At 72.1% G+C, this 20011-nt stretch carries 1 protein-coding gene; it reads right to left on the reverse strand.

Annotated elements, in window-relative coordinates; genetic code table 11:
* Positions 1–78 precede the first annotated feature (78 nt).
* Positions 79–19974 (reverse strand): type I polyketide synthase, encoded by a 19896-nt coding sequence (locus ACFXBC_RS18465; protein WP_385024850.1) that lies wholly within the window; start codon positions 19972–19974, stop codon positions 79–81.
* Positions 19975–20011 lie beyond the last annotated feature (37 nt).

The following is a 20011-nucleotide window of genomic DNA, read 5'->3' on the forward strand; positions in this document are numbered from 1 at the left end:
GCAGAGTCGGAGGTGACCCGTCCCGCACAGGTGCGGGGACGGACCGGTCGGCCGTGGCCGGTCAGGGCCTGAAAGGTGTCACTCGAGTTCCTCGACGAAGGCGAACAGCTCGTCATCGGTGGCGTCGTCGATATCGGCTGTGTGCCGCTTCTCGCTTCGGTCGGCGGCCTGCTCCCCGATGGTGTCCAGCAGCCGCCGCAGCCGGCTGGTGGCCATTTCGCGTACCGATTCGTCCATGAGTCCGGAGCGCATAGAGGCCTCCAGCCGGTCGAGTTCGCCCAGGACCGGTGCTGCCGTCGCCTCTTCCGGGGCGATCTCGGTGCGCAGCCGGTCGGCGAGCGCGGTCGGGGTGGGGTGGTCGAAGACGAGAGTGGCCGGCAGCCGCAGCCCGGTCACGGCGCTGAGCCGGTTGCGCAGTTCGACGGCGGTGAGCGAGTCGAAGCCCAGATCCTTGAAGGCCTGCCGGGCCTGCACCGCGTCCGCCGATGTGTGCCCGAGCACCGCGGCGGCCTCGGCGCGGACCGCGTCGGTCAGCACCCGGATCTGCTCGGAGCGGCCGAGACCGGCCACCCGAGTGGCGAGTTCGCCGTCGCTGGAGCTGCGCGAGACTCCACCCGCTGCGGCCCGCTCCGCTGCCAGTCGGCGGATCTCCGGGATGTCCCGGACCAGCGGCAGGTCCAGTTCGTCCGCCGAACCAGGTGCCGAGCCCAGCTGCTGCCAGTCGAAGTCCATCACCGTCACAGTCGGCTCCGGTCCGTCCAGCGACTCGCCCAGTGCCCGGACTGCGAGCTGCGGGTCCATCGGCGGCATCGGGATCCGGCGCATCCGGGAGCGGATGGCCTCGTTGGACTCGCCCAGACCGCCGCCGCCCCACAGGCCCCAGGCGACTGCCAGACCGGCAAGACCACGGGCCCGCCGGTTCTCCGCCAACGCGTCCAGATACGAGTTGGCCGCCGCGTAATTGCCCTGACCGGGCCCGCCCAAGGTGGAGGCCGCAGAGGAGAACAGTACGAACGCGTCCAGCTCCAGACCCGCCGTCAGCTCGTCCAGCAGCGACGCGCCGTGTGCCTTCACACCCAGCACGGTCTCCATCCGGGCAGTGGTGAGGCGGTCCACCACACCGTCGTCAAGGACGGCCGCGGTGTGCAGCACCGAGGACAGGGCAGGTCCGGTGCGGCCGATCCAGTCCAGCAGCCCGGTCAGGGGTGCGCGCCGGGATACGTCGCAGGAGACCACGTCCACGTGGGCGCCGGCGGTGGCCAGCTCCGCGGCCCGCGCGGCGATACCGGGCGCCGCCGCGCCGGAGCGGCCGGTCAGCACCAGCCGTTCGGCGCCGCGGCTGATCAGCCACTGCGAGATGTGCCCGGCGATGGCTCCGGTGCCGCCGGTGACCAGCACGGTCCCCCGCGGCGTCCAGGGGGTGCGGGGGTCGCGCCGCGGTACCCGGGACATCCGGCGGCCCAGGATCCCGGCGGAGCGGATGGCCGCCTCGTTCTCCCCGCAGCCTGCCAGCAGCGCCACAAGCCGGGCGCCCGCCCGGTCGTCCAGTGTCTCCGGCAGGTCGACCAGCCCGCCCCAGCGCTCGGGCTGTTCCAGTGCGATGACCCGGCCCAGACCCCAGACCTGTGCCTGCGCCGGGCGGGCCAGCAGCTCACCCGGGCCGGCCGCGACCGCACCGCGGGTGGCCAGCCAGAGCGGTGCCTCGATACCCGCGTCCCCGAGCGCCTGGACCAGGGCGAGGGTGCCGGCCAGTCCGGCGTTCACCACCGGGTGGTCCGGCAGCGGTGTCTCGTCCAGCGCCAGCAGAGACAGCACTCCCGAGACGGCGGAGGTGTCCGCCGCTCCGGTCAGCAGCGCGGCCAGTACTGAGCGGTCCGCCGTTCCGGCCGGAACCTCGACCACCACGGACTGGGCGCCGCGGCTGGAGAGCGCGGCAGCGGTCTGCTCGGCCGCACCGCCGTCCCCGCCCGCCGGGGCCACCACCAGCCAGGTGCCGGACAGCAGCCGGGAGTCCGGCTCCGTGATCGCCGACCAACTGATGCGGTAGCGCCAGTTGGCGGCGGTGGAGCGCTCCTGTTCCCGGCGTCGCCAGGAGGCCAGCGCCGGAAGCACCTCGCTGAACGGACGGCCCGCGTCCACGGACAGGGTCTCGGCGAGCCGCGTCGGGTCACCGCCTTCGACGGCGGCCCAGAACGCGGCGTCCACCTCACTGCCGGACCCGTCTCCGGCGGCGACGGCGCCAGGCACCGGCAGCGTCAGGAGACCTTCCGGCCAGAACCGGCTGCGGCGGAACGCGTAGGTCGGCAGCTCGATCTGCTCACCCGTGGGAAGGACCGACTTCCACTCCACCGGGGCGCCGTTGACATATGCCTCGGCCAGCGAGGTCACCAGCCGTTGCGTGCCGCCCTCGTCGCGCCGGAGCGTCCCGCAGACGGCGGCCGGCTCCCCACCCGGTCCGGTTTCCAGGGCGAGGTCCTGCAGGGTGTCGTTCATCGCGCCCATCAGTACGGAGTGCGGGGTGACCTCGATGAAGAGCTGGTGTCCGCGGCCCGCCAGGGTCCGTACCGCGCGGTCGAAGTGGACCGTGGCACGGAGGCTCCGGAACCAGTATCCGGCGTCCAGCTCCTCACCGGTCAGGGTCTCGCCGGTCATCGCGGAAACCATCGGCACCCTGCCCCGGCGCGGGGCCACCTCGGCCAGAACGGAGATGATCTCCTTCTCCAGCCGGTCCACCTGAGCGGAGTGCGAGGCGTAGTCCACCGCCACCATCCGCGCCCTGGCACCTTCCGCCTCGAACTCCGCCTTCAACTCCTCAAGCGCGTTCGGCTCACCCGAAACCACCGTCGCCGAAGGCCCGTTGACCGCCGCCAGCGACGCACGCTCACCAAAGCGGGCGATGCGCTCCTCGACCTCAGAAGCCGGACGGCTCACCGACAGCATCCCGCCCGCACCAGCAAGCACCTTCAGCGACTTCGAGCGCAGCGCCACCACCCGGGCACCGTCCTCAAGGGACAACATCCCCGCAACGGTCGCCGCAGCAATCTCACCCTGCGAATGCCCCACCACAGCCTCCGGGGCGACACCCGCCGCCTCCCACACCGCAGCCAACGACACCATCACCGCCCACAGAGCAGGCTGAACCACGTCAGCCGCTTCCAACGCGGGCGCACCATCCGCACCCGCCAACACCTCGTCCAACGACCAGTCCGCATACGGTGACAGCGCCGCCGCACACTCGGCAAGCCGCTCCTTGAACACCGGCGAGACCTCCGCCAGCTCCCGGCCCATCCCCGCCCACTGCGAGCCCTGACCTGCGAACGCGAACACCGGGCGGACGCCTGAGCGGGCCGTGCCTGACACCACAGCGCCGCCCGGAACACCCGTAGCCAGGCTCTCCAGACCACCGGTCAGCCCGGCGCGGTCCGTACCGACCACCACCGCCCGGTGCTCGAACACCGAGCGAGTGACCGCCAACGACCGGGCCACATCGGCCGGTTCCAACTCGGGACGGCCCACCGTCCACTCCCGCAGCCGCGCCGCCTGCGCGGTGAGGCTGTCCGCGGTCCGCCCGGAGAGCAGCCAGGCACCTGCGCCGGCGACCACCGGGATCACCGGTTCGGTACCCGGCTCGGTGGTGGCCTCATCCGTGTCATCGGCGGGCGCCTCTTCCAGGATGACGTGCGCGTTGGTGCCGCTCATCCCGAACGCCGAGACAGCGGCCCGGCGTACCCGGTCGCCGTCGGAGCACCAGTCCACCTGCTGGTTCAGCAGCCGGACCGCACCGGCCGTCCAGTCCACGTGGGACGACGGTTCGTCCGCGTACAGCGTCCGTGGCAGCTGCTCGTGCTGGAGCGCCAGCACCATCTTGATGATCCCGGCGACACCCGCAGCGGCCTGGGTGTGACCGATGTTGGACTTCACCGAGCCCAGCCACAGCGAGCCGCGCTCGCCGCGTTCCTGGCCGTACGTGGCCAGCAGCGCCTGCGCCTCGATCGGATCACCCAGCGTCGTACCGGTCCCGTGCGCCTCCACCACATCCACATCGGCGGTGGAGAGGCCGGAGTTGGCCAGCGCGGCGCGGATGACCCGCTGCTGCGAGGGGCCGTTGGGGGCGGTCAGACCGTTGGACGCACCGTCCTGGTTGACGGCGTCTCCCCGTACCAGGGCCAGCACCTTGTGGCCGTTGCGGCGGGCGTCCGAGAGCCGCTCGACGACGAGCATGCCCGCGCCCTCGGCCCAGCCCGTACCGTCCGCGTCCTCCGAGAACGCCCGGCACCGGCCATCCTCCGAAAGCCCCTGCTGCCGCGAGAAGTCGATGAACGTACCGGGGGTCGCCATCACCGTCGCGCCACCCGCGAGCGCCAGCGAGCACTCACCCGAACGCAGCGCCTGGCCCGCCAGATGGAGCGCCACCAGCGATGAGGAGCATGCGGTGTCGACGGTGACCGCCGGGCCCTCCAGGCCGAGGGCGTAGGACACGCGGCCGGAGAGGACGCTGGTGGCGTTGCCGGTCAGTACGTGTCCCTCGGCCCCGGACTCCTCGACCTGCCCTGCCAGCGTCACGCCGAGCCCGTAGCCGGAGGCGAAGCCACCCGCGAAGACGCCGGTGGCGCTCTCCCGCAGCGAGGACGGGTCGATCCCGGCCCGCTCCAGCGCCTCCCACGACGTCTCCAGCATCAGCCGCTGCTGCGGATCCATCGCCAGCGCCTCACGCGGACTGATCCCGAAGAAACCGGCGTCGAACCAGGCGGCGTCCCGCAGGAAGCCGCCGGAACGGGTGTACGTGGTGCCTGTGCTCTCGCCGTCCGGGTCGTAGACGTTCTCCAGGTCCCAGCCCCGGTCGGTCGGGAACCCGCCCACGGCGTCACTGCCGGAGGCCAGCAGCTGCCAGAACTCCTCCGGGCTGCCCGCGCCGCCGGGGAAGCGGCAGGCCATGCCGACGATCGCCAGCGGCTCGTCCGCCGGGGCCGCGACCCCGGTGGCGCCCGGAATCGCGGCGGTGTCCGGCTCCCCGTCGGTCAGCTCGCCGCGCAGGAACGCGGCCAGCGCGACCGGCGTCGGGTAGTCGAAGACCAGGGTGCTGGGCAGCCGGAGCCCGGTGGCCGTGTTGAGCCGGTTGCGCAGCTCGACAGCGGTCAGCGAGTCGAAGCCCAGATCCTTGAACGCACGCCGGTCCTCCACCGCCTCGGCCGAGGTGTGGCCCAGCACCACCGCGGCCTCGCCGCGCACCACATCCGCGAGCAGCCGCTCCTGCTCGGTGCGGCCCAACCCGGTCAGCTGACGCGGCAGTTCACCCTCGGCGTGGACGACGGCCGGGACGTCGCCGACGGCGGCCAGCCGGCGCACCTCGGGCAGATCCCGCACCAGTGGCCGCTTCAGCACCTCCGCGGTCCCCGGCCCCGAGGCGAGCTGCGGCCAGTCCACGTCCATGACGGTGACGGTGGCATCCGGGCCGCTCAGCGCTTCGTACAGGGCACGGACGGCGAGCTGTGGGTCCATCGGCGGCATCGCGCCGCGTCCGACCCTCGCCCGCACGGCTCCGCTCGACTCGGCCATACCGCCGCCGGACCAGGCGCCCCAGGCCACGGCCAGCGCGCTCAACCCACGGGCACGCCGGTTCTCCGCGAGGGCGTCCAGATAGGCGTTGGCCGCCGCGTAGTTGCCCTGACCGGGGCCGCCGAGGGTGGCGGCGGCCGCGGAGAACAGTACGAAGGCATCCAGGTCCAGGTCGGCGGTCAGCTCGTCCAGCAGGGCCGCGCCCCGGGCCTTGACCGCCAGCACCGTCTGCAGACGGGAGACCGACAGCCGGTCAACGACGCCGTCGTCCAGCACCGCAGCGGTGTGCAGCACCGACGACAGCGCCGGTCCGCTCCGCGCGATCTGCTCCAACAGGCCGCACAGGGACTCCCGTTCACTCACATCGCACGCCACGACCTGTACGGCGGAACCTGCCTGGGCAAGCTCCGCAGCCAGCACCGCCGCACCTTCAGCCGCCGGACCGGACCGGCTGGTGAGCACCAGCCTCTCGGCGCCCCGGCCGGAAAGACGGCGCGCCACATGGCCGGCGATCGCGCCCGTCCCACCGGTGATCAGGACGCTGCCGCGCGGCGACCAGCCCTCTCCGGAGACGTGTCGCGTCACACGTGCGAGCCGGCGGCCGAGGATTCCGGACGGCCGCAGGGCCACCTCGTTCTCCCCGCAGCCGGCCAGTACCCCGGCCAGCCGTGCACCGGACCGCTCGTCGAGCGTCTCCGGCAGGTCGATCAACCCGCCCCACCGGTCGGGGTGTTCCAGCGCCACGACCCGGCCAAGCCCCCAGACCTGTGCCTGTACGGGACGCGTCGGCGCCTCCTTCGCACCGGCCGCCACCGCGCCGGATGTGGCCACCCACAGCGGTGCCTCGATCCCGGCGTCCCCGAGCCCCTGCACCAGGCCGAGGGTGGCTGCGATACCGCCGGTCACCTCCGAATGGTCCGGCAGCGGCGCCTCGTCCAGCGCCAGCAGAGACAGCACCCCGGACACCGCGGAGGGCTCCGCCACCTTGCCGAGCAGCGCGGCCAGTTCGGCGCGCTCCACCGTCCCGTACGGGACATCGATCACCGCGACCTCGGCGCCTCGGGCAGCCAGCGCAGCCGCACACTGCTGCCGTGGCATCTCCGCGGAACCGGCCGGTACGAGCAGCACCCAGGTGCCGGTCAGCACGCGCGGGTCGGGCTCGGCGACGGGCGACCAGACCGTCCGGTAGCGCCAGTCGGCGGTGGCCGACCTGTCCAGCTCACGGCGGTGCCACGATGCCAGCGCCGGGAGCACCGTGCGGAGCTGCTCCTCGTCGTCGATGGCCAGGGTGTCGGCGATCCGTGCGAGATCGCCGTCCTCCACCGCTGCCCAGAACTCGGCCTCCGCAGCCGTGCTCGCGGCGTCGCCGTGTACAACGGCCGACGGCATGAGCGGGAGAATGCCCTCGGGCCAGTACCGCTGGTGCCGGAAGGCGTACGTCGGCAACTCCACCGGCTCACCGCCCGGCAGCACCCTCTCCCAGTCCACCGGGGCACCGTTGACGAACGCCCGTGCCAGACCGGTCAGCAGGCTCGCAACGCCCGCCTCGTCCCGCCGTTGCAGCGGGACGAAGGCCGGCTCCACACTCTGCACCTCAGCCACCGCCTCCGGACCGAGGGAGGACAGCGAACCGTCCGGACCCACCTCCACGAAGACCGAGACACCCTCACGGGCCAGGGCCGCCACCGCATCGGCGAACCGCACCGCCTGCCGCGTCTGCGCAGGCCAGTACCCCGCACCCGGCTCCGACACCAACTCACCACTCAGCGCACCCGCCCACATGATCTCCGGACGGCAGTACTCCAATCCCTTTGCGACATCACTCAGTTCGTCGAGCACCGGGTCCATCGCCGGGGAATGGAAAGCGTGCGAGACCCGCAGTCGCCGCACCCGGTGGCCCCGCTCCCGCCACAGCTCCACCACCGCATCCACGGCCCCGGCATCACCCGACACCACCACCGAATCCGGACCATTGACCGCAGCCACCGCGACATCACCGGACACCTCCACGAGAGAGGCGACCACCTCCGCCTCCGACGCATTCACCGCAGCCATCGCACCACCCGAAGGCAGCTCCTGCATCAGACGGGCACGCGTCGCCACGAGCCTGCACGCGTCCGGAAGTGAGAGGACACCCGCTACGTACGCGGCAGCCACCTCACCCACCGAGTGACCCACCACCGCATCCGGCCTCACACCAGACGCCTCCAGCACACCCGCCAGAGCAACCTCGAAAGCGAACAACCCCGCCTGCGCATACAGCGTCTGATCCGCCAACTCCGGATCCACACCATCCACGCCCAGGACCACATCCCGCACCCGATGAGCGGTCCCCAACTCCAGCTCCAACAACCCGCACACCCGGTCGAATACCTCGGCAAAGACCGGACTGCCCGCATACAGATCCCGGCCCATACCGGCCCACTGAGCACCCTGACCAGCAAAGATCAGACCCACCCGGGCATCCGCGGGTGCCACACCCGACACCACCGCACCCGACGACACCCCGGCCGCCAGATCGGATACCGCGGACATGAGCTCGTCCCGCTCCGTGCCCAGTACCACCGCGCGGTGCTCGAACGCGGATCGGGTCGTCGCCAACGACCACGCCACATCAGCCGGTTCCAGCCCCGGACGGGACGTCACCCACTCCCGCAACCGACCCGCCTGCGCCGCAAGACCCTCAGCCGACCGGCCGGACAGCAGCCACGCGCCGATGCCCGAACCCACCCGAGCCGATTCCCGCACCGCAGCCGGAGCAACGTCCCACACCGCAACGGCCGCCTCTACGGCGGGGGCTTCCTCGATGATGACGTGCGCATTCGTCCCACTGATCCCGAACGCCGACACCCCAGCCCGACGCGGACGCTCCCCCACCGGCCACGCCACCGACTCATCCAGCAGCCGCACCTCACCCGCCGACCAGTCCACATGCGACGACGGGTCCTCGGCATGCAACGTCCGCGGCAACCGCTCATGCTGCAACGCCAACACCATCTTGATCACACCAGCAACCCCGGCCGCGGCCTGCGTATGCCCGATGTTCGACTTCACCGCACCCAGCCACAACGGAGCACCCCCCGCACGCTCCTGACCATACGTAGCCAACAACGCCTGCGCCTCAATCGGGTCACCCAGCGTCGTACCCGTCCCGTGCGCCTCCACCACATCCACATCAGCAGCCGACAAACGCGCATTCGCCAACGCCGCACGAATCACCCGCTGCTGCGACGGACCATTCGGCGCCGACAAACCATTCGACGCACCATCCTGATTCACCGCCGAACCACGCAACACAGCCAACACCCGGTGGCCGTTGCGCCGCGCCTCCGACAAGCGCTCCACCACCAGAACCCCAGCGCCCTCGGCCCACCCGGTCCCGTTCGCGTCCTCCGAGAACGCACGGCAACGGCCGTCCACCGAAAGACCCTGCTGACGCGAGAACTCCACAAACGAGAACGGAGTCGCCATCACCGTCACGCCACCAGCCAGCGCCATCGAGCACTCACCCGAACGCACCGCCTGCGCCGCAAGATTCAACGCCACCAACGACGACGAACACGCCGTATCCACCGTCACCGCCGGACCCTCAAGACCCAACGCGTACGAAACACGGCCGGAAAGCACACTGGTGGAGTTGCCGGTCATCAGATGGCCCTCGACACCGGAGCCGTCCTGACCGGTGAGTGCCATGCCGATGGCGTAGCCGGATCCGAAACCGCCTGCGAAGACACCGGTCGCGCTGCCCCGCAGCGATGACGGATCGATCCCCGCCCGCTCCAACGCCTCCCACGACGTCTCCAACATCAACCGCTGCTGCGGATCCATAGCAAGGGCCTCACGCGGACTGATCCCGAAGAACCCCGCATCAAACTCCGCCGCACCCCGCAAAAACGCACCCGACTCCGTATACGAAGTCCCCGCACTCTCCCCCTCCGGATCGAAGAAACCCTCCAGATCCCAACCACGATCCGTCGGAAAACCACCCACCGCATCACCACCGGACGCCAACAACTCCCAGAACTCCTCAGGCGAGTTCGCTCCCCCGGGGAACCGGCACGCCATACCCACAATCGCCAACGGCTCATCCACCACAGGGGCCGCCACAGCGGCGACCGGGGCGGCGGTTGCGGCTTCGGCGGCGTTGTCCGGATGTGCGCCGACCAGTTCGCCGTGCAGGAAGGCGGCCAGCGCCACCGGCGTCGGGTGGTCGAAGACCAGGGTTGCCGGCAGCCGCAGCCCGGTCGCCGCGTTCAGCTGGTTACGCAGCTCGACCGAGGTCAGCGAGTCGAAGCCCAGGTCCCGGAACGCCTGCCGGGCCTGTACCAGCTCCGCCGATTCGTGCCCCAGTACGGCGGCGGCCTCGGCACGGACCACGTCGGTCAGCACGCGGTCCTGCTCCGAGCGGCCAAGACCGGCGAGCCGGGCGGCGAGTTCGCCCTCGGCCCTGGGAGCCGCACCGGCGCTGCCGGTACCGGCGCGCGCGGCGGCCAGTCGGCGGATCTCCGCCATGTCCCGGACCAGTGGCATCTCCAGGACGTGCGCCGTTCCCGGCGCCGAGCCCAGCTGCTGCGGGTCGAAGTCCATCACCGTCACGGCGGCGTCCGGACCGTCCACTGCCTCGACCAGGGCCTCCACGGCGAGCCGCGGATCCATCGGCGGCATCGCGGTCCTGCGCATCCGGGAGCGGATGGCCTCATTGGACTGTGCCAGGCCCTCACCGCCCCACAGGCCCCAGGCGACTGCCAGACCGGCAAGCCCACGGGCCCGCCGGTTCTCCGCCAGCGCGTCCAGATACGAGTTGGCCGCCGCGTAGTTGCCCTGACCGGGACCGCCCAGAGTGGAGGCCGCCGAGGAGAACAGTACGAACGCGTCCAGCTCCAGATCCGCCGTCAGCTCGTCCAGCAGCGCCGCGCCCTGGACCTTCACCTCCAGCACGGACGCCAGTCGCGCCGGCGAGAGGCGGTCCACGACTCCGTCGTCCAGGACGGCGGCCGTGTGCAGCACCGAGGAGAGTGCGGGGCCGCTCGCCGCGAGCCACTCCAGCAGCCCGGACAGCGCCGGGCGCTCGCTCACGTCGCACGCGACGATCTGGACTTCGGAGCCGGCTGCGGCGAGTTCGGCCGCCAGGGCCGCCGCGCCCGCGGCGGTCGGTCCGGAGCGGCTGGTCAGTATCAGGCGCTCGGCGCCCCGGTCGGCCAGCCGGCGCGCCACGTGTCCGGCGATCGCCCCGGTCCCGCCGGTGATCAGCACTGCGCCGCGCGGCGTCCAGCCCTCCCCGTGGCCGCCGCTCCGCGGGACGCTCGTCAGTCGGCGGCCCAGGATCCCGGCCCGCCGGACGGCGACCTCGTTCTCCCCGCAGCCGGCCAGCACCGCGACCAGCCGCGCACCGGCCCGCTCGTCCACGGTCTCCGGCAGGTCGACCAGGCCGCCCCAGCGCTCCGGGTGCTCCAGGCCGACGACCCGGCCCAGACCCCACACCTGCGCCTGTACCGGATGCGTCAGCGCCTCACCTCGGCCGGCCGCCACGGCGCCGCGGGTGGCGATCCACAACGGTGCCTCGATCCCGGTGTCCCCCAGGGCCTGGACCAGCGCGAGGGTGCCGGCCAGGCCGGCGTTCACCACCGGGTGGTCCGGCAGCGGAGTCTCGTCCAGCGCCAGCAGAGACAGCACGCCCGAGACGGCGGAGGTGTCCGCATCACCGGTCAGCAGCGCGGCGACCTGGGCCCGGTCGGAGGCCCCGGCCGGGGCCTCGACCAGTACGACATCGGCGCCGCGGGCAGAGAGCGCCGCGAGGCACTGCTCCCCCGCACCGCCGTCCGAGCCGGCCGATGTCACCACCAGCCACCTGCCGGACAGCGGCCGGGAATCCGGCTCGGCGATCGCTGACCAACCGATGCGGTAGCGCCAGTTGGCGGTGGTCGACCGGTCCTGCTCCTGGCGCCGCCAGGACGCAAGCGCCGGCAGTACGTCGTTGAACGGGCGCGCACCCTCCAGTGCCAGCGTCTCACCGAGTCGGCTCAGGTCCCCGCCCTCGACGGCGGCCCAGAAGGCGGACTCCGCGCCGGTACTCGCACCGTCGACTCCGGCGGCCAGGGAGCCGCCGATCGGGAGCGCCAGCATGCCCTCGGGCCAGTAGCGCCGGTGGCGGAAGGCATACGTCGGCAGCTCCACCTGCTCACCTGCGGGGAGGACCGACTTCCAGTCGACCGGTGCCCCGTGGACGAACGCCTCGGCCAGCGAGGTCACCAGCCGCTCCGTGCCGCCCTCGTCCCTGCGCAGCGTCCCGCAGACGGCGGCCGGCTCGGCACCCGGTCCGGAGTGCCGGGCGACATCCTCCAGGGTGTCGTTCATCGCACCCATCAGCACCGGATGCGGCGTCACCTCTACGAAGACCTGGCAGGCCTGCCCGGCCAGCACTCGTACCGCGCGGTCGAAGTGCACGGTGGCGCGCAGGCTGCGGAACCAGTACCCGGCGTCCAGCTCCTCACCGGACAGCGTCTCCCCGGTCATCGCGGAGACCATGGTGACCCGGCCGCGGCTCGGGGATATCCCGGCCAGCGCGGCCGTGATCTCCTCCTCAAGCCGGTCCACCTGAGCGGAGTGCGAGGCGTAGTCCACCGCCACCATCCGCGCCCTGGCACCCTCGGCCTCGAACTCCGCCTTCAACTCCTCCAGAGCATCCGGCTCACCCGAAACCACTGTCGCCGAAGGCCCGTTGACCGCCGCCAGCGACGCACCATCGCCAAAGCGGGCGATGCGCTCCTCGACCTCGGAGGCCGGACGGCTGACGGACAGCATCCCGCCCCGGCCCGCCAGCACCTTCAGGGACTTCGAGCGCAGCGCCACCACCCGGGCGCCATCCTCAAGGGACAACATCCCCGCAACGGTCGCCGCCGCGATCTCACCCTGCGAATGCCCGACCACAGCCTCCGGGGCGACACCGGCCGCCTCCCACACCGCAGCCAACGACACCATCACCGCCCACAGAGCAGGCTGAACCACATCAGCCGCCTCCAGCGCAGGCGCACCCTCCGCACCCGCAAGCACCTCGTCCAACGACCAGTCCACATAAGGCGAGAGCGCCGCCGCACACTCACCCAGCCGCGCCGCGAACACCGGCGAAACCTCCGCCAGCTCACGCCCCATCCCCACCCACTGCGAACCCTGACCCGCGAAGACGAACACCGTGCGGGCGCCCGGCCTGGACGTGCCCGCGACCAGCGAGCCCGAGGGGGTGCCGGACGCCAGGCTCGCCAGGCCCGCCAGCAGCTGCTCGCGGTCGCTGCCGACGATCACAGCGCGGTGCTCGAAGACCGAGCGGGTGGCCGCCAACGACCGGGCCACATCCACCGGTTCGAGCGAGGGGCGGGCCGAAACCCACTCCCGTAGCCGGCCCGCCTGGGCTGCCAGCGCCTCGGCGGTACGACCGGCGACCACCCAGGCTCCGGCACCGGCTACCGGTATCGGCGCCGCTTCCGATGGCGTCTGGCCTTCGGGGCCGTCGACCGCGTCGGGCTCCGTCGCGGGGGCCTCCTCCAGGATGAGGTGGGCGTTGGTGCCGCTGATGCCGAACGAGGAGATGCCTGCCCGGCGCACCCGGCCGTCGGACTGCCACGGAACCGCCTCGGTGAGCAGCCGCACATCACCGCCCTCCCAGTCCACGTGCGAGGACGGCACCTCGGCGTACAGGGTCTGTGGCAGCTGCTCGTGCTGGAGGGCCAGCACCACCTTGATGACACCGGCGACCCCGGCCGCGGCCTGGGTGTGACCGATGTTGGACTTGACCGAGCCCAGCAGCAGCGAGCCGCGCTCGCCGCGTTCCTGGCCGTACGTGGCCAGCAGCGCCTGCGCCTCGATCGGGTCACCCAGCGTCGTACCGGTGCCGTGCGCCTCCACCACATCCACATCGGCGGTGGAGAGGCCGGAGTTGGCCAGCGCGGCGCGGATGACCCGCTGCTGCGAGGGGCCGTTGGGCGCGGTCAGCCCGTTGGACGCGCCGTCCTGGTTGATCGCGGAGCCGCGCAGTACGGCGAGCACCGGGTGCCCGTTGCGGCGGGCGTCCGAGAGGCGTTCCACCACCAGCATGCCGGCGCCTTCGGCCATGCCCATGCCGTCCGCGTCGTCCGAGAACGCCTTGGAGCGCCCGTCCGCCGCCAGGCCGCGGGCGTGCGAGAACGCCAGGAAGCCGTCCGGGCTGGCCATGATCGTGACGCCGCCGGCCAGGGCGAGCGAGCACTCCCCGTTCCGTAGGGCCTGGGCCGCCAGGTGGAGAGCGACCAGTGAGGAGGAGCACGCGGTGTCGACCGTGACGGCCGGGCCCTCCAGGCCGAGGGTGTAGGACACCCGGCCGGAGAGCACGCTCGCCGCGTTGCCGGTCATCAGATGCGCCCCGAGGCTCTCCAGCTCCTCCTCGTCGGTGACGCTGACGGCGAGGTAGGAGGAGCCGTATCCGCCGACGAAGGCGCCGGTACGGCTGCTGCGCAGGGTCGCCGGATCGATGCCGGCGCGCTCCAGGGCCTCCCAGGAGGTCTCCAGGAGCAGCCGCTGCTGCGGGTCCATCGCCAGGGCTTCACGCGGGCTGATCCCGAAGAAGCCCGGGTCGAAGGCGCCGGCTTCCTGGAGGAAGCCGCCGACCTGCGTGTAGGAGGTGCCGGCGTTCTCGATGTCCGGGTCGTAGAGCGCTTCGAGGTCCCAGCCGCGGTCGGTGGGGAAGGTGGAGAGTCCGTCGGCGCCGTCGGCGAGCATCTGCCACAGCTCTTCCGGGCTGGTCACTCCGCCCGGGAAGCGGCAGCCCATGCCGACGATCGCGATCGGCTCGTCCGCTGCGAACGCGGCGGTGGTCTCGGGGGCGGCGGGGGCCGCGTCATCCGAGAGGTCGCCGACCAGCTGCTCCCGCAGCTGTCCTGCCAGCGCGACCGGGTTGGGGTAGTCGAAGACGAGGGTGGTGGGCAGCCGCAGCCCGGTCGCCGGGTTGAGCCGGTTGCGGAACTCGACGGCGATCAGCGAGTCGAAGCCCAGGTCGGTGAAAGGCCGGCCGGCCTCGACGGCGTCGCCGGAGGGGTGCCCGAGCACGGCCGCCGCGTGGCTGCGGACCAGGTCGAGCAGGAGCCGGTCGCGCTCCGGGGCGGGCAGCGCCACCAGTTGCTCGCGCAACTCCTTGGCGGCACCGGCTCCGGTCCCTGCGGTGGCTGCACCGGCAGCGGAAATGACAGCGGCCCTGCGCGGGACGAGGTCGTCCGCCAGCTCCGTCCAGAGTGCGGGGATGCCGGTGGCGCCTGCCTGGGCCCGCAGCCCGGCCTTGTTCAGACGGGCCGGTACGAGGAGTGCATCGGCCCGCTCCAGGGCCAGGTCCAGCAGGGTCAGGCCCTCGTGCTCGCTGAGCGCGGCGAGGCCCGAGCCGGTCATCCGGCGGAGCATCACCTCGTCCAGATCGCGGCCGATTCCGGCCTCCGGCATCCACGGGCCCCAGGCCAGCGCGGTACCGGCAAGGCCGGCGGCCCGCCGGTCGGCGGCCAGGGTGTCGAGGAAGGCGTTGGCGGCCGCGTAGTTAGCCTGGCCCGCACCGCCGAAGACGGAGGCCACGGAGGAGAACAGGACGAAGTGGTCCAGGTCCAGGTGGCGGGTGAGATCGTGCAGGTGGCAGGCCGCGTCCACCTTGGGGCGCAGTACGGCGGCCAGCTGCTCGGCGCTGAGCGAGTCGACCAGACCGTCGTCGATGATGCCCGCGGTGTGTATGACGGAGCGCAGCGGGCGGTCGGCGGCGACAGCGTCCAGGACAGCGGCCAGCGCGTCCCGGTCGGCCGCGTCGCAGGCGATCACCCGGACGTCCGCGCCCTGCGCGGCGACCCCGGCGGCCAGTGCGGCGACACCGGCGGCGGCCGGACCGGAGCGGCTGAGCAGCAGAGCCTCGCGGGCCCTGCCCGTGGCGGCCAGGTGCCGGGCGACGACTCCGCCCAGGGTTCCGGTGCCGCCGGTCACCAGCACGGTGCGCGAGTCCGCCGTGGCGGCCTCCCGCGGGTGACCGGTGGCGTCCCGGGCGCCGGTGGGGCGGACCATGCGCCGGACGTAGCCGCGCTGCTCCCGTACGGCCAGCTCCGGTTCGCCGGCAGCCAGGGCGGCGGGCAGCGCGACCGGGTCGCCCGCTCCGCCGTCCGCGGAGAGGTCGGCCAGTACGAAACGGCCGGGGTGCTCCATCTGGGCCGAGCGCAGCAGGCCCCGGAGCGCGCCGGCCGCCGGGTCCTTCACTTGCTCACCGGGGAGTACCGACACACCTCCACACGTGACCAGGACGAGCTGGGCGTCCGTCAACTTTGTTGCGGACAGCCACTCCTGAATAAGCGTCAGTCCTGCGGTTGCGACCTTCCGGGCGGCCTCGGCGACTCCGTGTCCGTCCGTGCCGCCAGGTCCGCTCTCCGCGTCACTGCCGCTGATGCAGGCGAGCACGGTACTGGGGACGATCTCGCCCGCGCTGACGGCGGCATCGAGTTCGGCGACCCCGGCGTAGCTGTGCACCGGTGTCCCGGCGGCGTTCAGCTGCTCGGCCACGGCGAAGCGGTCGGCGCCGATCAGCGCCCACTGCCCGTGCGATGCCGGGTGCAGGGCCAGGTTCTGGGCGGTCTTCCGGGAGTCGTTGCGGTGCTGCGGAAGCCACTCCACCGTGAACAGGGCGTCCCGGATCCACGCGTCGTCCGTCCGCAGCTGGTCAGCGGAGAGCGGCCGGGTCTCCACCGAGGCCACCGACAGCACCGTCGTTCCGGAGGGATCGGCGGCGGTGAGCGCCAGCGTGCCGTCGGCGTCCCGGCGCAGCCTGACCCGCAGCACGGACGCGCCGGCGGCGTGCAGCTCCACGCCTCTCCAAGCGTGGGGCATACGGATCCGGTCGGGTCCACCGTCCGCCTCCCGTCCCTGTGCCTGCCCGGCCACAAGGTCGGCGAGCAGCGCCGCGTCGAGCAGTACCGGGTGCAGTCCGTACAGGTCGGCGGCGCCGGCGTCCTCCGGCAGTGCCACCTCGGCGAAGACGTCCTCGCCGCGCTGCCAGACGGCTTGCAGGCCCTGGAGGGCGGGGCCGTAGACGTCGGCCATCCGTACGGTGTAGAGGTCGGCGATGTCCAGCGCGCGGGCGTTCCGTGGCGGCCAGGCAGTGAGGTCGGCCGGCGTCCGGGGTGTCTCCTGCGCGGAGTCCCGGGCTGGGGCGACGAGGGCCGTGGCGTGCCTGACCCAGCTGTGCTCCTCCTCCGAGCGGTCCGGGCGGGCGAAGACGTCCACCTGACGGCGGCCTTCCTCGTCGCCCGCGCCGACAACCACCTGGATCTGCATCCCGGCGCCCTCGGTGGGCAGCACCAGCGTTTCCAGCAGGGTGAGTTCGTCGAGATGTGAGCAGCCCGCCTGGTGCCCCGCACTCACCACCAGCTCCACGAAGCCGGTGCCGGGAAGCACCACCACACCGCCGACGGCGTGGTCGGCCAGCCAGGGCTGGGTGCGTACGGACAGCCTGCCGGTGCAGACCAGTTGGTCCTCGCCTGCCAGGTCGACAACGGCACGCAGCATGGGGTGGCCCACTGCCTCCAGGCCCAGCTCGGCCGGGTCTCCGGCTCCCGGCTTCACCGTGCCGGGCAGCGCCATCATGCCCTTGGGCCAGTAGCGCTGGTGCCGGAAGGCGTACGTCGGCAACTCCACCGGCTCACCCACCGGCAGCACACGCTTCCAGTCCACCGGGGCACCACTGACGAACGCCCGCGCCAGACCCGCCTCCAGACCGGTGGCCCCCTCCTCCGTACGCCGCTGGAGCGGGACGAACGCAGGCTCGACACCGCCGACACCGGCCACCGCATCGGGACCGAGCGAGGACAACGACCCGTCCGGACCCACCTCCACGAAGACCGAGACACCCTCACGGGCCAACGCGGCCACCGCGTCCGCGAACCGCACCGCCTGGCGCGTCTGCGCGGGCCAGTACCCCGCCTCCGGCTCCGACACCAGCTCGCCGGTCAGCGCACCCGCCCACAGCACCTCAGGCCGGTGATACGCCAACCCCGCCGCCACAGAACCCAGTTCATCGAGCACCGGGTCCATCGCCGGAGAATGGAAGGCATGCGAGACCCGCAGACGCCGCACCCGGTGGCCCCGCTCCCGCCACAGCTCCAACACCGCATCGACGGCTTCGGCATCACCCGACACCACCACCGAGTCCGGACCATTGACCGCAGCGATCACCGCCACACCCGGCACCTCGGCCAGCGAAGCGACCACCTCCGCCTCCGACGCGTTGACCGCAGCCATCGCACCACCGGCGGGCAGCTCCTGCATCAACCGTGCACGGGCCGCCACGAGCCTGCACGCATCCGGAAGCGACAGCACTCCCGCCACGTACGCGGCAGCCACCTCACCCACCGAGTGACCCACCACAGCGTCCGGCTTCACACCGGCCGCCTCCAGCACAGCCGCCAGAGCAACCTCAAAAGCGAACAACCCCGCCTGCGCGTAAAGCGTCTGATCCGCCAGACCACCCTCCACGCCGTCCACACCCAGGACCACACCCCGCACCGGGTGAGCGGACCCCAACTCCAGCTCCAGCAACCCGCACACCCGGTCGAACACCTCGGCAAAGACCGGACTGCCCGCATACAGGTCCCGGCCCATACCGGCCCACTGCGCACCCTGACCCGCGAAAATCAGACCCACCCGCGCACCCGTCCGGGCCACACCGGAAACCGTGGAACCCGAAGGCACCCCGGCCTCCAGCTTCCCCAGACCGGAAACCAACTCCTCACGCCCCGAACCCAGCACCACCGCACGATGCTCGAAAGCCGACCGCGTAGCCGCCAACGACCACGCCACATCCGCAGGCTCCAGCTCCGGACGGGACGCCACCCACTCCCGCAACCGACCCGCCTGCGCCACAAGCCCCTCAGCCGAACGCGCCGACACCAGCCAAGCACCGGCGCCTTGCAGGATCGGCTCAGCGGTCGGGCCGCCGACGTCCTCGGGCGCGGTGTCCTCGCCATCCGCGCCGTCCGCATCCGCCGAGTCCTCGGCCGACTCCTCGGCCGGCGCCTCCTCCACGATGACGTGCGCATTGGTGCCGCTGACACCGAACGAGGAGACACCACCGCGTCGTACGCGCTCCCCCAGCGGCCAGGGCCGGGCCTCGCTCAGCAGCTCGACGTCCCCGGCCGACCAGTCGATGTGCGGCGAGGGCTGCTCCGCGTGCAGGGTCTGCGGCATCTGCTGGTGCTGAAGCGCCAGCACCAGCTTGATGACGCCCGCGATACCGGCCCCGGCCTGGGTGTGGCCGATGTTGGACTTCACCGAGCCCAGCCAGACCGGCTGGTCGTCCGCGCGGCCCTGCCCGTAAGTGGCGAGCACCGCCTGCGCCTCGATCGGGTCGCCGAGCGTGGTGCCCGTTCCGTGCGCCTCCACCACGTCCACATCGGCGGTGGACAGACGGGAGTTGGCCAGCGCGGCCCGGATGACCCGCTGCTGCGAGGGGCCGTTGGGCGCGGCCAGCCCGTTGGACGCACCGTCCTGGTTGATCGCCGAGCCGCGGACCACCGCGAGCACCGGGTGCCCGTTGCGGCGGGCGTCCGAGAGCCGCTCAAGGACCACCATGCCGGCGCCCTCGGATATGCCCATGCCGTCCGCTTCGGATGAGAACGCCTTGCAGCGCCCGTCCCCCGCGAGCCCCAGCTGCTTGGAGAACTGGGCGAACATGACCGGGACGGTGGTGACCGTGACCCCGCCGGCCAGCGCAAGCGAGCACTCCCCGGAGCGCACCGCCTGGCAGGCCAGATGGAGCGCCACCAGCGAGGAGGAGCACGCGGTGTCCACCGTCACCGCCGGGCCTTCAAGCCCCAGCGAGTACGACACGCGGCCGGAGATGACGCTGGTGGAGGTACCCGTCATCAGGTGGACGTCGAGGTCCTCGTCGGTGCCGAAGCCGTAGCCCGACAGCGAGGCCCCGGCGAAGACACCGGTCTGCGAACCGCGCAGGGAGTCCGGGTCGATACCGGACCGCTCCAGCGCCTCCCAGCACACCTCAAGCAGCAGCCGCTGCTGCGGGTCCATGGCGACGGCTTCACGTGGGCTGACCCCGAAGAAGCCGGCGTCGAACCCGCTGGCGTCCGCGATGAAACCGCCTTCGGGAAGCCGCGTACGGCCGTCCGGGCCCTCCCCCCTCAGCTCATCCAGGTCCCAGCCGCGGTCGGTGGGAAGGTCGGCAATTCCGTCGCGTCCGGTGGCCAGCAGATTCCAGAAGTCCTCCGGATTCTCAATTCCTCCGGGATAACGGCAGCCGATGCCCACGATCGCAATGGGCTCATGGCTGCGCTCCTCGACCTCACGCAGGCGTTGACGCGTGTTGTAGAGGTCCGTCGTTACCCACTTGAGATAATCGCGGAGGGCCTCTTCATCTGCCATCGGATCTCACCAATCCAGTTCGTGAAAAACCCACACG

This window comes from Streptomyces sp. NPDC059398 (assembly GCF_042751845.1).
Classification (GTDB): domain Bacteria; phylum Actinomycetota; class Actinomycetes; order Streptomycetales; family Streptomycetaceae; genus Streptomyces.